This is a genomic window from Kosakonia quasisacchari, assembly GCF_004331415.1.
GTDB lineage: Bacteria > Pseudomonadota > Gammaproteobacteria > Enterobacterales > Enterobacteriaceae > Kosakonia > Kosakonia quasisacchari.
Genome location: NZ_SJOP01000026.1, coordinates 1 through 17530, shown reverse-complemented (window position 1 = coordinate 17530; position 17530 = coordinate 1). Strand labels below are relative to the sequence as shown.

Here is a 17530-nt window from a genome sequence, read left to right as displayed (position 1 = left end):
AAATGCGATAAATCCTTGTTAAAAACAGGGCCTTTGATCCAGAACATACTATTCGTATGATGAATTACTAAAATCGTCATACTTTCTCGCCACCGACTTTTCGTCAGGAAACCGAACGTGTCTTTCTATCGTCAAGCTGGCGCTCTGCTTCTGCTCTGCGCATCCTTTGCCGTTTTCGCGGCACAAAACACACTAACTACCGCATGGCCGGTGAATGTTGGCCCGCTCAACCCGCATCTTTACACACCAAACCAGATGTTCGCGCAAAGCATGGTTTATGAACCACTGGTGAAATATCAGGCCGACGGCAGCGTGAAACCCTGGCTGGCGACAAGCTGGACGCATTCGGAGGACGGCAAAACCTGGGTCTTCACCCTGCGCGACGGGGTGACGTTCTCTAACGGCGAGCCGTTTAACGCCGCCGCCGCTGCGGAGAACTTCCGCGCCGTGCTGGATAATCGCCAGCGCCACGCCTGGCTTGAACTTGCCAACCAAATCACCGACGTCAAAGCCCTTAGTCCCAACCAGTTACAAATCACCCTGAAAAGCGCCTATTACCCTTTCCTGCAAGAGCTTGCTCTGCCCCGCCCGTTCCGCTTTATCGCCCCGTCACAGTTTAAAAACCACGAAACCCTGAACGGCATTAATGCGCCTATTGGCACCGGGCCGTGGGTTTTGCAGGAATCGAAGCTGAACCAGTACGACGTGCTGGTGCGTAATGAACACTACTGGGGTACGAAACCGGCGCTTAGCAAAATTATCGTCAAAGTCATCCCCGACCCAACCAGCCGCGCGGTGGCGTTTGAAACAGGCGATATTGATCTGCTTTACGGCAACGAAGGTTTGCTGCCGCTGGATACGTTTGCCCGTTTCAGCCAGAACCCGGCCTGGCGCACCCAGCTTTCTGCGCCAATGGAGACGGTAATGCTGGCACTGAACTCCACGCATGCGCCCACAAACGAGTTAGCCGTGCGCGAGGCGCTGAACTACGCGGTGGATAAAAAAACGCTGATTGATGGCGCACTGTATGGCACACAGCAAGTTGCCGACACGCTGTTCGCCCCTTCCGTGCCGTATGCCAATATCGGCCTGAAACCGCGCCAGTACGATCCCGCGCAGGCGCGTGCGCTGCTGGATAAAGCAGGCTGGCAACTTCCCGCAGGGAAAAGCGTCCGCGAAAAAGCCGGGCAACCGTTGCATATCGAACTGGCTTATATCGGCACCGATGCACTGAGTAAATCGATGGCCGAAATCATTCAGGCTAATTTGCAGCAGATCGGCGTAGATGTCGCATTAATTGGCGAAGAAGAGAGCAGTATTTATGCTCGACAGCGCGATGGCCGTTTCGGCATGATTTTCAACCGCACCTGGGGCGCACCGTACGATCCGCATGCGTTTATGAGTTCAATGCGCGTGCCGTCGCATGCCGATTACCAGGCGCAGTTAGGCCTGCCGGACAAAGCGATTATCGACAAAGAAATTGGCGAAGTGCTGACCACCAGCGATGACAGCGCGCGCCAGGCGCTGTACCGGGATATTCTCACCCGTTTGCACAACGACGCGGTTTATCTGCCAATCAGTTATATCTCGATGATGGTGGTGGCAAAACCGCAGCTCGGCACCATTCCGTTTGCCCCTATCGCCTCGGAGATCCCGTTTGATCAGATAACCCCGGACGCCGCGCAATGAGCCGCTTTTTACTGTACCGTCTGCTGTTACTGATCCCGATGATCGTCGCCGCGTCGGTGGTCATTTTCCTGTTGCTGCGTTTGGGCACAGGGGATCCGGCGATGGATTATCTGCGCCTGTCGAACCTGCCGCCAACGGCGGAAATGATTGCCGCGACCCGCATTCAACTGGGGCTGGATCAACCGCTCGCCAGCCAATACCTCCACTGGCTGTGGCGCGCGCTGCATCTCGATTTCGGCATCTCTTATGCCACGCAGCGCCCGGTGCTTGATGATGTGCTGCATTTTCTGCCCGCAACATTGCAACTCGCTGGCGCGGCGCTGGCGCTGATTCTGCTCACCTCTGTACCGCTTGGTATTTGGGCGGCGCGCCACCGCGATGGCTTGCCTGATTTTGTGGTGCGCGCGGTAGCGTTTCTTGGCGTGTCGATGCCGAACTTCTGGCTGGCCTTCCTGCTGGTAATGTTTTTTTCCGTGCATTTGCAGTGGCTGCCCGCCATGGGCTATGGCGGCTGGCAGCATCTGATCCTGCCAGCGATTTCAATTGCTTTTATGTCGCTGGCGATCAACGCCCGCCTGCTACGCGCCAGCATGCTGGAAGCCGCCGGGCAACGCCACGTGACGTGGGCGCGGCTGCGCGGGTTAAGCGACAAACAGACCGAGCGGCGGCATATTCTGCGTAACGCCTCACTGCCGGTGATCACCGCGCTGGGCATGCATATTGGCGAGCTGATTGGCGGCACGATGATCATCGAAAGCATCTTCGCCTGGCCCGGTATTGGCCGCTATGCCGTGTCGGCAATCTTCAATCGCGACTATCCGGTGATCCAGTGCTTTACGCTGGTAATGGTAATGGTTTTTGTGCTGTGCAATCTGCTGGTCGATCTGCTGAGCGCAGCGCTCGATCCCCGCATTCGCCACCATGAAGGAGCGCACTGATGCACTTTGTGAAAACGGCCCGCTGGCCGGTGCGTTTCGCGCTGCTGATCCTGCTGTTGCTGCTGTTAATTGCCCTGACTTGCCAGTGGTGGACGCCTTACGATCCGCAAGCCATCGATTTACCCGCACGTCTGTTACCGCCGGGCAGCCAACACTGGCTCGGCACCGATCATCTGGGGCGCGATATTTTCTCACGCTTAATGGCGGCTACGCGCGTATCGCTGGGCTCGGTGATGATGTGTCTGCTGCTGGTGCTGGCGCTCGGTTTAAGCGCCGGTGGCTGTGCCGGGTTGCTCGGCGGGCGCGTCGATCAGGCCATCATGCGCGTGGCGGATATCTTTATGACTTTTCCCACCTCGATCCTGTCGTTTTTTATGGTCGGTGTACTCGGCACCGGCCTGACCAACGTGATCATCGCCATCGCGCTTTCGCACTGGGCCTGGTACGCGCGCATGGTGCGCAGTCTGGTGATTTCGCTGCGCAGCCGCGAGTATGTGCTGGCGGCGCGTCTAAGTGGCGCAAGTTATCTGCATGTGTTTCGCGATCATCTGGCGGGTGCGGTGGTGCCATCACTGCTGGTGCTGGCGACGCTGGATATCGGCCATATGATGCTGCACGTCGCCGGGATGTCATTCCTCGGGCTTGGCGTCACCGCGCCAACACCGGAGTGGGGCGTGATGATCAATGACGCCCGGCAATATATCTGGACGCAGCCGCTGCAAATGGTGTGGCCGGGGCTGGCGCTGTTTATCAGCGTGATGGCGTTTAACCTGGTGGGCGATGCGCTGCGCGACCATCTCGATCCTCACCTGGAAACGGAGCACGCCCACTGATGCCTGCACAACTGAGCCTGGAAAATATCACCCTGCACGCGGAACGACCGCTGGTGCAGGAGGTGTCGTTAACCCTGCAACGCGGGCGCGTGCTGGCGCTGGTGGGCGGTAGCGGCAGCGGCAAATCATTGACCTGTGCGGCGGCGCTCGGCGTGCTGCCTGCGGGCGTGCGGCAAACGGCAGGTCGACTGCTGGCGGATAATCAGCCCGTCACACCACAAGCGCTGCGCGGTACGACGGTTGCCACCATTATGCAAAACCCGCGCAGCGCCTTTAACCCGCTGCGCACCATGGCCGGTCATGCGCGGGAAACGTGCCAGGCACTCGGTAAATCAGGCGATAACGCGACATTGCTCGCGGCCTTGCAGGATGTCGGGCTGGAGGACGCCGAACGCGTGCTCACACTTTACCCGTTCGAGATGAGTGGCGGCATGTTGCAACGCATGATGATCGCCATGGCGCTGCTGAGCGATGCGCCGTTTATCGTGGCCGATGAACCCACCACCGATCTCGACGTGGTGGCACAGGCGCGCATTCTGGATTTGCTGGCGCAGATTATGCGCGAGCGTCAGCCCGGCATGTTGCTGGTGACTCACGATATGGGCGTGGTAGCGCGCCTGGCGGATGATGTCGCGGTAATGGATAACGGGCGCATTATCGAACAGGGCGCAGTGGAAACCCTGTTCAGTGCGCCACAACATGCTATTACACGCGAATTAGTCGCGGCCCATTTGGCACTGTATGGACTGGAGCTGGCGCAATGAACCTTCTTGATGTGAGCGGTGTATCTCACACCTACCACCGTCGACCTGTGCTGGACAATATCTCTTTCCAGTTAAAAAGCGGGGAAACCGTGGCGCTGCTCGGGCGCAGCGGCTGCGGGAAAAGTACGCTAGCGCGGCTGCTGGTTGGGCTGGAATCGCCAGATGAAGGCGAAGTGCGCTGGCAGGGCACACCGTTGAAACAGCTTAACGCCCGCGCCCGCCAGGCGTTTCGCCGTGATATTCAGATGGTGTTTCAGGATCCGGTCAGCGCGGTGAACCCGCGTAAAACCGTGCGCGAGATTCTGTGCGAACCGCTGCGCCATCTGTTGAAATTGCCCAAAGCAGAGCAGCAGACACGCATCCGGCAATTGCTGGAAGATGTCGAGCTGGATACTTCGCTGCTCGATAAACGCCCCCCGCAGCTGAGCGGCGGGCAGTTGCAGCGTGTTTGCCTGGCGCGGGCGTTGGCGGTGGAACCGACACTATTGATTCTGGATGAAGCGGTTTCCAGCCTGGATCTGGTGCTGCAAGCCGGCGTTATCCGGCTCTTACAGCGGCTACAACAGCGCTCCGGCGTCGCTTGCCTGTTCATCACCCATGACTTGCGGCTGGTGGAACGTTTTTGCCAGCGCGTACTGGTGATGGAGACCGGCGCACTGGTGGAAACGCTCGATGTGACGTCACCGTTGCGCTTTCTCTCTCCGGCTGGGCAAGCGCTGCAACAAGCGGTACTGCCCGCTTTCCCTCTCTCATTACAAAGGACGCAACCATGCAACGCGTGACGATAACTCTGGATGATGACCTGCTCGATACGCTGGACAACCTTAGCGCGCGGCGCGGTTACCACAACCGTTCGGAAGCGCTGCGGGATATTTTGCGAAGCGCGCTGGCTCAGGAGTCCGTGCAGGATAATGAACAGCAGGGTTACGCGGTGCTGTCGTATGTGTATGAACATGAGAAGCGCGATCTGGCAAGCCGCATTGTCGCCACGCAACACCATCACCACGACTTATCTGTCGCCACGCTGCATGTGCATATCAGCCACGACGATTGCCTCGAAATCGCCGTGCTAAAAGGCAAAATGGGCGATGTACAACACTTCGCCGATGACGTTATCGCCCAGCGCGGCGTGCGTCACGGCCATTTGCAGTGTCTCGCCGCCGAAAAATAACGCTATATTGCGTAGCGGGTGGTAAAAAACTGCTCGGTCTGGCGTAGCGCCCACTCAATGCGCGCGGGCTCCAGCGAGAACGGCAGATATTCCGCCGCCGCTCGCGGAAAGTGAATACTACGCGCCACCGCCTGGATCACCGCCAGGCGGATCTCTTTTAGCGGTGCCAGCGTCAACGGCGCATCGTACTGGCGTAACAGCGCCAGCAGCGTGACATCCGGCGTATCGCTGTCGTTTTCGAGGAAAGATTGCACCAGCAGGCTGAATCCTACGCGCTCGCCGTGCAGCCAGTCGCGCAGTGCCGGTTCATAAGTCAGGCGGTTATGAATGGCGTGTGCCACGCCAGGCGTTGGGATCTCGCCGCGAATACTGTTCGCCATCCCGGCGATGGCGATATTGGCGTCAATGACATTGACCAGCGCAGGCGTCACACTTTGCGCTTTGTTATCCCGCAACGCCTGCGCGCCGTGTTTTTCGTAAATATCCACCGCCAGCCGGGCGGTTTGTACTTTTAACTGCAATGCCAGGTTATCCGGCGAGTGCTGTAAATAGGGGCGAAATTCGTACCATTTCGCCAGCGCGTCGATAATGCCCGCTTTTAAATAACGCACATCGCTCTGCGCGATAATTTCGCTGTCTACCAGCACCAGCCGCGGCAGCGTTTTTAATAATTGGCTGCGGATTTGCCCGCCTTCTTCGGTGTAAAACACCGCCAGCGGCGACCAGGCGGCACACGTTGACGCCACCGTTGGCAGGGTGACAGACTCACCGCCATCAATGGCATCCGCCACCGCTTTGGCGGTATCCAGCACCCGCCCTCCCCCCACGCCAACAATCCACTGCACGCCGAGCTTACGCGCCTGTTTTGCATAGTGCGCCACCCGCTCGTCGGTGCAGTATCCGGTCATGATTTCGGTTTGCCACTTCACGCCGTGCGCGCGCAGGCTGTTTTCCAGCGCCGGATTGACCCGCGCCCACGCCTGCGCACTGGTGATAATCAAAATATGCCGAGTCACAGGCGCAAGATATTTCCCCGCTTCGTGGCGGATACCCGCGTGATGAAACCAGGTTTGCGGTGTGTTGATTGCGAGCATTGGCTGTCCATGTTGCCAGGAGAAGAGCCGTTATCTTCCTGGCGCGGTTCATAGCAGGGAAGCAATAAAATCAGCAATGTAATGCAGAGAACCGTATAAGCCAGAATGCGCGCGATGCGAGCAACAATTGGCAACGCGCTTCCCGCTTCAACTGCTAGCCTTAATACATTTGTTAAATCCACTCAATTAAAGGGCAGACAATGAAAATCTCTCTCGACGGTAAAGTCGCGCTGGTCAGCGCTTCGACGGGCGGTATTGGTTTTGCGATTGCCAAAGGACTGGCGGAAAGCGGCGCGGAAGTGATCCTTAACGGGCGCAGCGAAGGTTCGGTGAATAAGGCAAAAGCAGCGCTGGAAAAACAGGTACCGAGTGCGAAGTTGCGCACCGTGATTGCCGATCTCGGCACGGCGCAGGGCGTGGAAACGTTGCTGAAAGCGAGCGGTGAGGTCGATATTCTGGTGAATAATGCCGGGATTTACGGCCCGCAGGATTTTTACGCCACCGACGATGCGACCTGGGAAAATTACTGGCAAACCAACGTGATGTCGGGTGTGCGCCTCTCGCGTGCACTGCTGCCCGCGATGGTGGAAAAGGGCTGGGGACGTGTGGTGTTTATCTCTTCAGAATCGGCGCTGAATATCCCGGCGGATATGATCCACTACGGCGTGACGAAAACCGCACAGCTTTCGCTGGCGCGCGGGCTGGCGAAAGCTGTCGCCGGAAGTGGCGTCACTGTCAATAGCGTACTGCCAGGGCCCACCATGTCGGACGGCTTTGCCGGAATGATGAAAGAAGAGATGGAAAAGACCGGTAAATCGCTGGAAACGCTGGCAAAAGAGTTTGTGATGGCGCATCGCCCCAGCTCGGTTATCCAGCGCGCCGCCACGGTAGAAGAGGTAGCGAATATGGTGGTCTATGTCTGTTCAAAACAGGCTTCAGCAACGTCCGGCGCGGCGCTGCGCGTGGACGGCGGCGTGGTGGATGATATTGTTTGATGATTTTCCGGCTGGCCTCAGGGCCAGTTCGGATAGAAATGCGTCATCAGGATCATAAACAGCGGCGTGGTCACGGTCGACAGCAGCGTGGAAAGCAGCATGCTGGTCGCCGTCGCGCCCTGCAACACCTGGAATTTTTGCGCCATCAGATAAACGTTAATCCCCACCGCCATCGATCCCAACAGCACCACCACCTGGCTCTCCTCACGCGGCAGATGCAGCAACCAGGCAATCAACCAAATCAAAGCAGGCATCAAAATCAGTTTTAGCAGGCAGATGGTCAAACTTTCAGGCAACCCTCTGCGGATCTGGTAGCGCGACAAGCTCATGCCGAGGGTGATAAGCGTTAATGGCGCGGCGACCTGCGCCACCATGCTTACCGGGCTATCGAGGAACGTCGGCAGCGGGCGATGAATCAACAAGCTCCAGGCGAACCCGCTGAAGATACCGATGATAATTGGGTTGCGCAGCACGCTCACCAGCGTTTTGCCAATTCCCCGCACCGAGAAACTGCCGTTTTGCGCCCATTCCACCGACACGGTCACGAGTGTCCATAAAATCAGGCTGTTAAACACCAGCACCAACGCCACCGACGAGAGGCTCGATGCGCCAAGCAAAATGATGGCAACCGGAATGCCCAGCATCACGTTATTGGAGAAAATGCCCGCCAGACCGAACACCGAGGCAGAAACCGCGTCCATACGAAACACGCTTTTCGCCGCGATGCGCCCAATCACATAGATGATAAAACAGGTGCCGAAGTAGGCAATCAGCAGCCGCATATCCACTGGCGGGCTTTCAAAGAACTTGCTCATCACTTTGAATAACATGCATGGAATAGCCACATTAAAGCAGAAGCGGTTAAGGCCTTCATTAATCGATTCAGGCCAACCGGCGAAGCGCCCGAGGCAATATCCCAGCGCAATCAATAAAAAGAGCGGTGCAGAGAGCAGCAGTTGTTGCGCGAGCTGCCCGAAGAATTCAGCCGTATCCATTCTTTACCCTGTAAATGTAGCGAAGCGGTTATTTTCTTTTGTTTTCCGCAGTATAGGGTAAGGAGCTACCGACGTCAGCGTGCCTGACGCCAGCTTTGATGTTTTAGCTGAAAAAGCATGTCGTTTCATCTCACGCTCGCAGCGCTGGCGCTAAAACCTGGTCTTCCTATCTCTTCTGCTGCACCCATGCGCCTGAAGGAGTTGTAGCCTGGTCAACCAGCTGCGATTGGTAGTCGATAATATCGTGTATCAGTGGGGCTCGATGGCGTTGTAAATATCAATGTAAAAACCCCGTTGATTTTGCCCCTGGCGCTGAATTGCCTCAGACATCATTATCAACGGAGTTTTCAAAAGGAGGTTTATTATTTGCTTATCCAGCCCGAATGATCGCACACATAAATTTCATTCAGCGATAAATCATGCGGGATTTGTTCAAGGGAATCTGCAATCTCATCGTATGGCGGCGGCAGCGTAAACGAGAGACCATAATCCTCGTCAACAATCAGCGCGCCGTTCAGAATACGCAGGTCTTTGCTACGCTGAGAAAGTTCTTTCATGGTAATTCCAGCATATAATTTGTTTTTATACTTCCCGACATATTTTTCATTGCAGCCGACTGAAACAATAATATCATCCGTGGTGGTTGCTATTATTAACGTGCCATTTTGCACAGAATAGGCATAGCGTATTTCACTGGACGGAGCAGGCAGAGAATACTCTTTTATTTCCACATTATAATTATTAAAAATATCATCAAGGTAAAGATCAATAGACTCTCCAAGATGAACATTTCCTAACGATATAAAGCTCACAATATCCGCGTTAAAGTCAACCATAACCATCCTTCTGTAACCATAAACCATCTCTGATGCACGATATATAAAATTAAATAGATCCAGGATGAATCAGTACTACATGCAAATAATTTCTTTTATCAATTCCCTGGAGAAGAGGAGCTTTCTATGGAGTGTAGTGCATACGTTAGCTTTTCTTTTATAAATATTTTTTCATCGAATAGCGGCTGTTCTGTCCATAAAATAACATCCGACAAATCGTATAGACTCTATTTTCATTATAAAAACTATGGTTATTGGTAGGTCAACCCGTCTCGTTTCGAACGCATTTTGTCAGTGCCATGAGTTTCATGCATGGTAAGGAGTTTCTGATAGAGGTAAGTATCGCTTATGCTATCAATCACATCGAATGCAAAACAGTTTGCGGCGTAATTGCGATCAGCAACATTGTCCGTAGCCAGAAAGTCTCGATTAGTTTTTTTTATGCTGAATGTAATTTGTTACATTAAAAGAGAAGGAATGTGCCTTACATAACAACTTTATAATTCGAACGCTAATCATTTTTATACTTCGGTATCATGCATGCCATCGGCGTTAAGCGCTGTGATAGAATGACCTGGCAATATGTTCACTTAGGATGAGTACACTAATAATGAAAAAAGACCAGACAGAAGAATTGACTGCCGAAAAGCAGTTAAGAGCATTCTACAACAACGATTTTATCCGCGTTTACCAGGCTTATGCCGACACCATCGCAGACAGCGCGCTTGAGCATGGTACCTTCGTCTCTCCGCCTTTCAGTATGACCCGCATGACATGGATTAAACCCTCTTTTTTGTGGATGATGTACCGCTCCGGCTGGGGGAAGAAAGATCCAAATCAGCACCGAATCCTGGCTATCGATTTGAGCCATGAAGGGTTTAGGCAAATTCTCAACCAGGGAATATTGAGCCATCACCGGAACTCCGGGACAGAAGAAACCGAATGGAAAAATAAAATAAAAGCGTCGGATGTGGTTATCCAGTGGGACCCGGAGCGTGATATTCGTTTGAACAAACAGAATTACCGCACGATTCAGATAGGGTTGCGTAATCAGGCAGTCGCCGATTACTGCCAGAAATGGATTGTGAACATTACCGATGTTACGGAACTTGCCGCAAAAATTCATGATTTGGTGGAAAATGACCGCATCAGCGAAGCACTTGAATTGTTACCGGAGGAGCGGGTTTATGATATTTAATTGGGATTTCGATATGCATATGAGATTCAAATCCCATCACGATGGGACATCCATAAGATAAGGCGAACAAGAGAACAGAAAATTTATTACAAAGGCGCCATTTCCATTTTTTAACCAAGGGGGGAAATTTATGCTCATATAAGCACTTAACATTATTATAAAACTTAAAACTTTATAATAAAAGATGGGTTTATTAGACAATAAACAATGGTATTGACATAACCCAACCAAATTACAATTTCACGATTAAACTTCATAAGTTATTAACCCTTCCCCACAAAAAAATAAAGATGTGAGCAATGAATTATTCCTCCCACCCTGCATGTAGAAGATTTATTATTCTAAAGATGCTTCTATTTCTTGCAGTAAAAATCCTGCGAAACTATAAGCAACAATGTTTTTACTTCCATCACTTTTAAATGATAATTCTGTTTCTACTACGGCAGACTCTCCATTTTAATTTTAATGGAGGTATCGATAGAAAATGACGGACCATAACCTGAAGATAATACCTTCACCATATTATGATCTATATCACCTGCTTTCATTGCTTCTAAGGTTACATACTTAACGTCGGGTGCAGAGTTAGCTGATAGCCCCTGTTTTGATATTCCATAAAATGACAGGCCATTGAACGTTAACGTTCCATATTTTCTGAGAAACGTTTTATAAGATTCAGGAAAAGGGACTCCTAAAGAAACTTCATAAGAGCTGATCAAATCTTCCGTTGCAGGTCCGCTACCATAGTGGACTTCACCGCTATCCGTAATTGCCTGTGCGATTTTCAAGAACAAGTCATCATTCATACATTAATTCCACGGTAAACCTAGGGCACTTATTTGATAATATTTATTTTACCCGCAAGAGCGAGACAGTGGCCCCGTAACACCTTTTCATCCATGTAACAGCACAACTCTGCAGTATGCCACTACACTGCTCTCTTCATTGTAATCGGGTAACCCACTGTTCTGTTAGTTAGGTCGCTTTTAATAAATTATCAAAACGACCATTTGTAATACTAAAAGCAGTCGAGATATTGTTATTTAATAATCACCAACCAGCCCAAGCATCATATTTAAAACTCTCATCAATAGGCTTGAATTCAACTCCTTTTAAATTGAACATCTCAAACCGTTCTTTAAAATATTTTGAGCATACTGGCTTTGATAACTCCTGACAGAAAAAGAGATTATTTTTTAATTCTTTTCTCACTATAAATAAATCAATCGTGTCATAATATGTTTTATCCAGCCCTCGAGCTTCTGGTGTGTTCAGTAAACCTGATTCAATGTCCTGAGAAATCGTATAGTTAGATTTTTCTTTATCAAGAATTTCAATATAATCTAGTAAAAAAAACAAATAATATTCTTTCTTAGGTTTTTTCTTTTTAAGGAGTGAGACCTCAACGGGAATATGAATGCTACGTACCTGAGATTCTTCACAGAGTTTCAAAAAATCAAATGAAACCAGGTTATCATTAACCAGAAAATCACCATCAAGTTGTGTGGTACTCGCTCTTAGACGATATGCCGGAGAAAATTCAGTTTCACTTGGCGGAGCAGTAAAAATATCATAATCCGGCAATTCAGGGATCCACTCCTTATCCATAAAATACGGAGAACCCGCATCATCTGGCAAATACTCCATAACGTACAATTGTTCAGTTGTATTATTCATAGAAATATCTCAACATTCGGATGAGTTTTATATAACAATGAATCCACCTCTTAATTCAACATTAAGCCGTGATAATTGTAGTACGTGCATTAGACGATTTACCAAGCACCACAAATGATTAAATATTAAACGTTGCATAAGCATGCCCCGAGTTCACAGTAATAAATTGGGAAATATATATTCCCAATCCATCTGAAAAATAAAAATATTTATAATACTTTAACTAATTTTTTGAAAAACCCTGCTTCCACGAAACTAGAACGCCGGCATCACCAAGAATTTTACTTGCTGGTTCAATAAGCTGCTCATCTATGGCCCAGCACCATAATTCATCATTAAGCTTAATTAATTCGCCAAAGTTATTTTCAATTATCCATTTATACAGTGTCAGACTATCAATCTGGATATTTAAATGTTGTCTGTTAATTAAATTAAATGGATATATCATCCGTAATTTTGAATGTCTGTAAGTTTCGACTCCATTGAAACGCCCTGGAGTATCCCTTTTAAACAACGACGGGTTTTCATAAGGGTATATCGAAACCAAGTTATCACCCGTAGAGTAATAAAATGCCTTACTAGCTTTATCGCATTTATATACAATTCCATATTCGAACGAAACTGATGATGTTATTTTCCTTATTATTGAATTAACAATCTCATCAGTAACCATAGGCAACTGAATATCAATGTGATGAAAACTACCGAAGTCATTCGTTGAAAGACCAAATGATGCAAACCATGGGGTATACCCTGTTTTTTCATCATATATTCTAAAAGAGTTAACTTCACCGCTAGAAATAGCATTCTCTAGTTCAGAGAGAGTGACGTCTACAAGGTCATGATCTTCCTTATGATCTCCATTTTTAAGATATTTATTATATCCGCATCCTACAATGGAGAAATCTAAAGATTCAAATATAGATACGCCTAGTGAAAGTGCACTCGATGCATTTGTCTGCTCTGTGCCATATAATGAAATACCTGTATACATATATCACCTATATACCTGAAATAAGATTATCCAGAATCGATTTTATCTCAGATGCATTATAAGGATGTTCAAGAACAATGATCTCACCCTGCTTCGTTACAGGAAGATTACTCATCGCTGTTTCATTACGCGAAGTTAAGGTGGGTAATTTTCGTCCCATATCTGTTTTCGATGCTAACTCTATCGAGTGGACTCTGCCATTGATATCAATCGCCATTACATCAGGCCGCCTTGCAGAGATTCCTTTACCATTAGCAAAGCTATAAGAGCGGTTTAAGTATACTTCTTTGAACTTTCCAGACATTGCAAGCTTATTTGCAATAACTTCAGAAAACTGATTATGCCCCGGAGTTTTGTCTACCTGGTCAGTACCGTAAATGTTCGTTCCATTAACCTAACGAACAAAGCAGACAGTCAGCCTACAATGATCCCATTATCCCAACAGATCCAACACAAACGTGTTCCGCAATTAGAGATTCATTATATAAAGCCATCCCCCCTACCATGTTAATGGTTAATACTTTCGCTATTTAAAATTATAATATACTCAGAAAGTATATTATTTTATTTATCATGCCAACCTTTTGATTGGCATACAAAAATAAGCATATTAATATGTTTTTTAAAATCCTTAACTTTATTATTAATAAGTATATTATAAGAATAAACAACTCCAATTTATATTCAAAAAAACTTACTGTAAGTTATAACCCCTCATAACGTCGACAGCTTTTTCTCCTATCTCCTCCCATTTACTTTCAGATAATAACTTCAATTTTTGGACTGCATCTGATGTTCCGATTTTAGCCAGCGCATAAATACAATCTGAAGCAAGAGTAAATATGCCATCCTCCCTGTCATCGCTCAAATAATCAAACTCCGTTATAGCGCAATTATAAATCGCCTCTACAACTGTAAAATCATTAACTTTCAAAGCTAACAAAGCTCTTAAAACATCCGCATGTTTCTCATGCCATTCCTCTTGTAATAAAGAAGCCAGAGTATCTTTATTTTTCACTGAAAAACCGAAGTGAAAACCTAAATATAAATTCAACTCCAATGAAACAGCATCCTTATTTTTCAAGGAATAGTTTAAACCCCTAAATATTTCTTCATCTAAACTTTCCCCTTCCTTTAAAAATTTAGTTAAGAATTCCTCATCACGAATTTTACCGGGCCGGAGAGGTTTGTTATTGATTACTGATAAGATTAAATCTCTTTTATTAAATGTCATTTCGGTAACACCTCAAATGAGTTAATTCCGTCATTAAAAATATTCAAAGCATTTCCACCTTCCCTACCTAGCGCAATGTTAATCTGCTCTCCCTCTCCTTTAAACCTTGCATATTGGCTGCCCCAACCTTTAGTCTTGGCTGGGCTAAGCATTTCCGGATATGTATTTGCTGTTAATGAAGAATTATCCCGTATGCCTATTTTTTCCAAAGCATTAGTCGTGCCTGGCTTCATTGAAAACTTCACTAATATGCCATCATAATTTTGAGCAAATTCACGGGTTGGCGAAATTGTCGTCTCTGTAGTGCCCGGCATGCGCCCTGTAGTTTTTAGAACATTATAATCTCGTTCAGACATAGACCTGTAGAAAACATCTCGCTCTGGAGGCTGATAGCAACCTATCCTTGCCAACCCCAGCGGATCCACCCATCCCAGCGGATCCACCACATACGTAGAGGTATTCAGCCCACCCAGTAACCCTATCGGGTCCATCTGGGTGTAGCGCCCGCCGGAGGGATCGTAGTAGCGGAAGGTGTTGTAGTGTAGTCCGGTTTCGCGGTCGAGGTACTGGCCCTGGAAGCGCAGGTTCTGCGGCACGTCCCAGTCTGCGTTGCTGTTTTCCCGCTCGCTGCGTCCCCACGTGGTGGAAACGCCCTGCCAGACGATATCGCCGCTGCTGTCGGTCACTTTTTCCGGCAGACCGTTCAGCTCCGTGTGATACCAGTAAACCTCCGCGTGTTCGCCCCGGCTGTCGACGCGGGCCAGCGGCTCGTAGCTGTTTTCCGTGTAGATATACTGCACGGCGGCGTCCGGGTTGCTATCGCTGCACTCGCCAACCATCTGCAAACCCGACCATGCGTACTGCGTGCGTTCCGCGTTGCGGGTATGGCGTCGCCACACCTGTTTTTCCGTGCGGCGACCAAGCGCGTCATAGCGGTATTCGGCCCGGGTGAACTCCGCGTCGCCTTCAATAATTACCTGGCTGATGCGGTGTTCATCGTCATGGCTGATGAAATATCAGTACAATTTTAATAAGTTTTTATCTTTTATTACTAGCACTAACGGAAAGCACAAACTACGGGAATAATGTTGCCAAGCAACGCTGAACTCTGATGGGATCATAGATACCAAGTGAGATATTTATTAGTACAACCGCCGGAAAGATATAATTATCTCTCCGGCTTAACAACTAGCTATTTCTGGATTTAAAAAACTCCCAGTACTCATTATCCTCTTCTTTAAAAGCACGATACTTTCCTTTTTCATACGCCTTTAAGAAACAACTATATGCTTCATCAAGCTCGCCTAGTTTGAAATGGACAGCTCCAAGATTAATTAATTCCGAGGTTGCTTTTTCAGGGATTTCGAATTTGAACACTTCTTCAGCCCATGTTTTTGCTTGTTTAAAATCTTTTTTAACAAAAAAGATTTTATATAAACTCATGGCAATTAATCGTGCCTCAGTGCTCTGATACCGCCCCTCCGGCGACTCGTCTAATTCATTTAAAATAGTAGTTAATTTTTTTACAGCCCCGTCAATATCACCATCTTTATAAGAATTATTTGCATCATTAATCTTAGCAATGATCAAGGGATTCATCCCAAGCATAAATGTCACTCCTTAAGTTTACTATGGCGATATGATCGGAGGTAGGTACACTTGTCCAAGCATAGCACCTTGCGATCGGTTTATAGAATAATGATCTAAATAGTAGTTGTTCGAATCTAACATCCATGATCGAACCAGTTTGGATTTTGGTCCTAAGTATCTTCCCGTCTCATTCCATCACGTTACAGCATCAACTATATAGGACATATCTGCTTCACGTAATGAATATCATTTGGATATCCGATGCTTTGAAGTAGGTTATTCCAAAATTATATTGCTTTTGTCTTCATTAGAAGTTGTCAATCTGACACAGCAGCAGAAAAATACATTAGTTTCATTATTAAAATATATTTTTTCTCACATCAAATATGCTGCACCAAAAATATAAGACCGGCTAATAAAGACCGGCCTCAACAAAACATTATTTAATCATTAAAGATCAATGTATTCTTTTCAAGGTTATGATCTTTTATATATTTACTTTCCCATTCAAAATAATCATCTGGTGCTGTATAGCTAAATCCTTTTTCAAAATATCGATCGCCATGGGACATGACCATAGCCCAATAGTATTCGTCCTCATGCCCTAGTAAACAAGCCTCAAAATAATTTTTTGGTGGAATGGATAACAGAGGTGCATTACTAATTATAGTTTGAGCTTCCTCTTCTGTCTTTTTCCCATAGAATACCATCACTCCTTTAATTAGGTTTACCCAAGTAAAGAAATTAACCATGACGGATTCGCTTGGATTTTCCTCGTTTACGAATACTAAACCATCTTTCAATTGATTATTTTTAATCATATTACTTACACCCTTTCTTAAACTTGTTAAAAATTGCTGCTGCATTCTTGCTATATATAGCTAACTGAGTGCCACCTGCTTTAGGTGAAGCTCCTCGTCTAAAATCTCTCAGATTTAATAACATAGGGCCACTTACTGCATCATATGAATGAACTAAAGTCCCGGCACGGGCTTTTGCAACAAAATCAGCCCACTCAGAATTAGCCGAAGTAAATGTTTTAATATTAAGTTTGGCTAATTCTGAATTTGGTACATCAAATTGAGTTATCGACATATTCCTGTCTGTTCTCATCTGTGCCCATCTTTCGGCTTGGGCTCGGTCTGTCGTTACGTAGAATCCGCCTTTTCCAGAGGGATCAAAGTCCTTCAGACCATTACCAAATGAAGGATCTATCATCCCCTTGATATCCCCGGCATGATAGAAAGTTGTAACATCCTCTCCTGCCAACCCCAGCGGATCCACCCATCCCAGCGGATCCACCACATACGTATAAGTATTCAGCCCACCCAGTAACCCTATCGGGTCCATCTGGGTGTAGCGTCCGCCGCAGGGGTCGTAGTAGCGGAAGGTGTTGTAGTGCAGTCCGGTTTCGCGGTCGAGGTACTGACCCTGGAAGCGCAGGTTCTGCGGCACGTCCCAGCCCGCGTTGCTGTTTTCCCGCTCGCTGCGTCCCCAGGTGGTGGAAACGCCCTGCCAGACG

The 17530-nt window shown here is 48.2% G+C and carries 19 protein-coding genes and 1 pseudogene; 8 read left to right on the top strand and 12 right to left on the bottom strand.

The window, feature by feature from the left end:
- The first annotated feature begins 117 nt into the window (after positions 1-117).
- The 6 genes from nikA to nikR are packed head-to-tail and all read left to right on the top strand — an operon-like array spanning position 118 to position 5395.
- Positions 118-1689: a nickel ABC transporter substrate-binding protein gene (gene nikA, locus E0L21_RS21590; protein WP_131413116.1), complete on the top strand. Its 1572-nt coding sequence runs from the start codon at positions 118-120 to the stop codon at positions 1687-1689.
- Positions 1686-2627 (top strand): nickel ABC transporter permease subunit NikB, encoded by a 942-nt coding sequence (nikB, locus tag E0L21_RS21585; protein ID WP_131413114.1) that lies wholly within the window; start codon positions 1686-1688, stop codon positions 2625-2627. The genes nikA and nikB overlap by 4 nt, the downstream gene beginning before the upstream one ends.
- Positions 2627-3460: a nickel ABC transporter permease subunit NikC gene (nikC, locus tag E0L21_RS21580; RefSeq protein WP_131413112.1), complete on the top strand. Its 834-nt coding sequence runs from the start codon at positions 2627-2629 to the stop codon at positions 3458-3460. The genes nikB and nikC overlap by 1 nt, the downstream gene beginning before the upstream one ends.
- Complete coding sequence (gene nikD / locus E0L21_RS21575) at positions 3460-4224, top strand: nickel import ATP-binding protein NikD (RefSeq protein ID WP_131413110.1); 765 nt, start codon at positions 3460-3462, stop codon at positions 4222-4224. Before nikC ends, nikD begins: the two co-directional genes overlap by 1 nt.
- On the top strand, positions 4221-5006 hold the full coding sequence (nikE, locus tag E0L21_RS21570; RefSeq protein ID WP_131413108.1) for a nickel import ATP-binding protein NikE: 786 nt from the start codon (positions 4221-4223) through the stop codon (positions 5004-5006). The genes nikD and nikE overlap by 4 nt, the downstream gene beginning before the upstream one ends.
- Positions 4994-5395 carry a nickel-responsive transcriptional regulator NikR gene (nikR, locus tag E0L21_RS21565; protein WP_131413106.1) on the top strand — a complete coding sequence of 134 codons (402 nt, stop codon included), beginning with the start codon at positions 4994-4996 and terminating at the stop codon, positions 5393-5395. The genes nikE and nikR overlap by 13 nt, the downstream gene beginning before the upstream one ends.
- A 2-nt stretch (positions 5396-5397) precedes the next feature.
- Here nikR and E0L21_RS21560 read toward each other — a convergent pair whose 3' ends face one another.
- A complete protein-coding gene (locus E0L21_RS21560; protein WP_131413104.1) occupies positions 5398-6489 on the bottom strand; it encodes an iron-containing alcohol dehydrogenase family protein in 1092 nt (363 codons plus the stop codon).
- A gap of 200 nt (positions 6490-6689) precedes the next feature.
- Between E0L21_RS21560 and E0L21_RS21555 the strand changes: the two genes are divergently transcribed.
- Positions 6690-7484 carry an SDR family NAD(P)-dependent oxidoreductase gene (locus E0L21_RS21555; RefSeq protein ID WP_131413102.1) on the top strand — a complete coding sequence of 265 codons (795 nt, stop codon included), beginning with the start codon at positions 6690-6692 and terminating at the stop codon, positions 7482-7484.
- A 17-nt stretch (positions 7485-7501) separates the two neighbouring features.
- Here E0L21_RS21555 and E0L21_RS21550 read toward each other — a convergent pair whose 3' ends face one another.
- Together E0L21_RS21550 and E0L21_RS21545 are read right to left on the bottom strand one after the other, a co-directional pair.
- Complete coding sequence (locus E0L21_RS21550) at positions 7502-8479, bottom strand: AEC family transporter (protein ID WP_131413100.1); 978 nt, start codon at positions 8477-8479, stop codon at positions 7502-7504.
- A gap of 362 nt (positions 8480-8841) precedes the next feature.
- The gene (locus E0L21_RS21545) at positions 8842-9315 is read right to left on the bottom strand and encodes a hypothetical protein (protein ID WP_235855270.1); all 474 of its coding nucleotides are present in this window, start codon (positions 9313-9315) and stop codon (positions 8842-8844) included.
- A 610-nt stretch (positions 9316-9925) separates the two neighbouring features.
- Here E0L21_RS21545 and E0L21_RS21540 point away from each other — a divergent pair.
- Positions 9926-10513 carry a DUF4291 domain-containing protein gene (locus E0L21_RS21540; RefSeq protein ID WP_131413096.1) on the top strand — a complete coding sequence of 196 codons (588 nt, stop codon included), beginning with the start codon at positions 9926-9928 and terminating at the stop codon, positions 10511-10513.
- A gap of 437 nt (positions 10514-10950) precedes the next feature.
- Here E0L21_RS21540 and E0L21_RS21535 read toward each other — a convergent pair whose 3' ends face one another.
- The 9 genes and pseudogenes from E0L21_RS21535 to E0L21_RS25035 form a co-directional block, all read right to left on the bottom strand.
- Positions 10951-11319 (bottom strand): SMI1/KNR4 family protein, encoded by a 369-nt coding sequence (locus tag E0L21_RS21535; protein WP_235855269.1) that lies wholly within the window; start codon positions 11317-11319, stop codon positions 10951-10953.
- A gap of 244 nt (positions 11320-11563) precedes the next feature.
- Entirely contained in the window at positions 11564-12190 is a 627-nt protein-coding gene (locus E0L21_RS21530) for an imm11 family protein (protein WP_131413094.1), read from the bottom strand.
- A 223-nt stretch (positions 12191-12413) separates the two neighbouring features.
- Complete coding sequence (locus E0L21_RS21525; protein ID WP_131413092.1) at positions 12414-13184, bottom strand: hypothetical protein; 771 nt, start codon at positions 13182-13184, stop codon at positions 12414-12416.
- A gap of 7 nt (positions 13185-13191) precedes the next feature.
- Positions 13192-13488, bottom strand: a complete 297-nt coding sequence (locus E0L21_RS21520) for a hypothetical protein (protein ID WP_235855268.1) — start codon at positions 13486-13488, stop codon at positions 13192-13194.
- 390 nt (positions 13489-13878) lie between these two features.
- A complete protein-coding gene (locus E0L21_RS21515) occupies positions 13879-14418 on the bottom strand; it encodes a hypothetical protein (protein ID WP_131413090.1) in 540 nt (179 codons plus the stop codon).
- A gap of 404 nt (positions 14419-14822) precedes the next feature.
- Positions 14823-15425 (bottom strand): annotated as a pseudogene (locus E0L21_RS21510) (RHS repeat-associated core domain-containing protein); the annotation flags it as partial.
- A 181-nt stretch (positions 15426-15606) separates the two neighbouring features.
- Positions 15607-16026, bottom strand: coding sequence for a hypothetical protein (locus E0L21_RS21505; RefSeq protein WP_131413088.1), 420 nt, complete (start codon positions 16024-16026; stop codon positions 15607-15609).
- 425 nt (positions 16027-16451) lie between these two features.
- Positions 16452-16829, bottom strand: a complete 378-nt coding sequence (locus E0L21_RS21495; RefSeq protein WP_131413086.1) for a hypothetical protein — start codon at positions 16827-16829, stop codon at positions 16452-16454.
- A gap of 1 nt (position 16830) precedes the next feature.
- Positions 16831-17530, bottom strand: a 700-nt coding sequence (locus E0L21_RS25035; RefSeq protein ID WP_165501939.1) for an RHS repeat-associated core domain-containing protein, incomplete at its 5' end; no start/stop codon positions are given.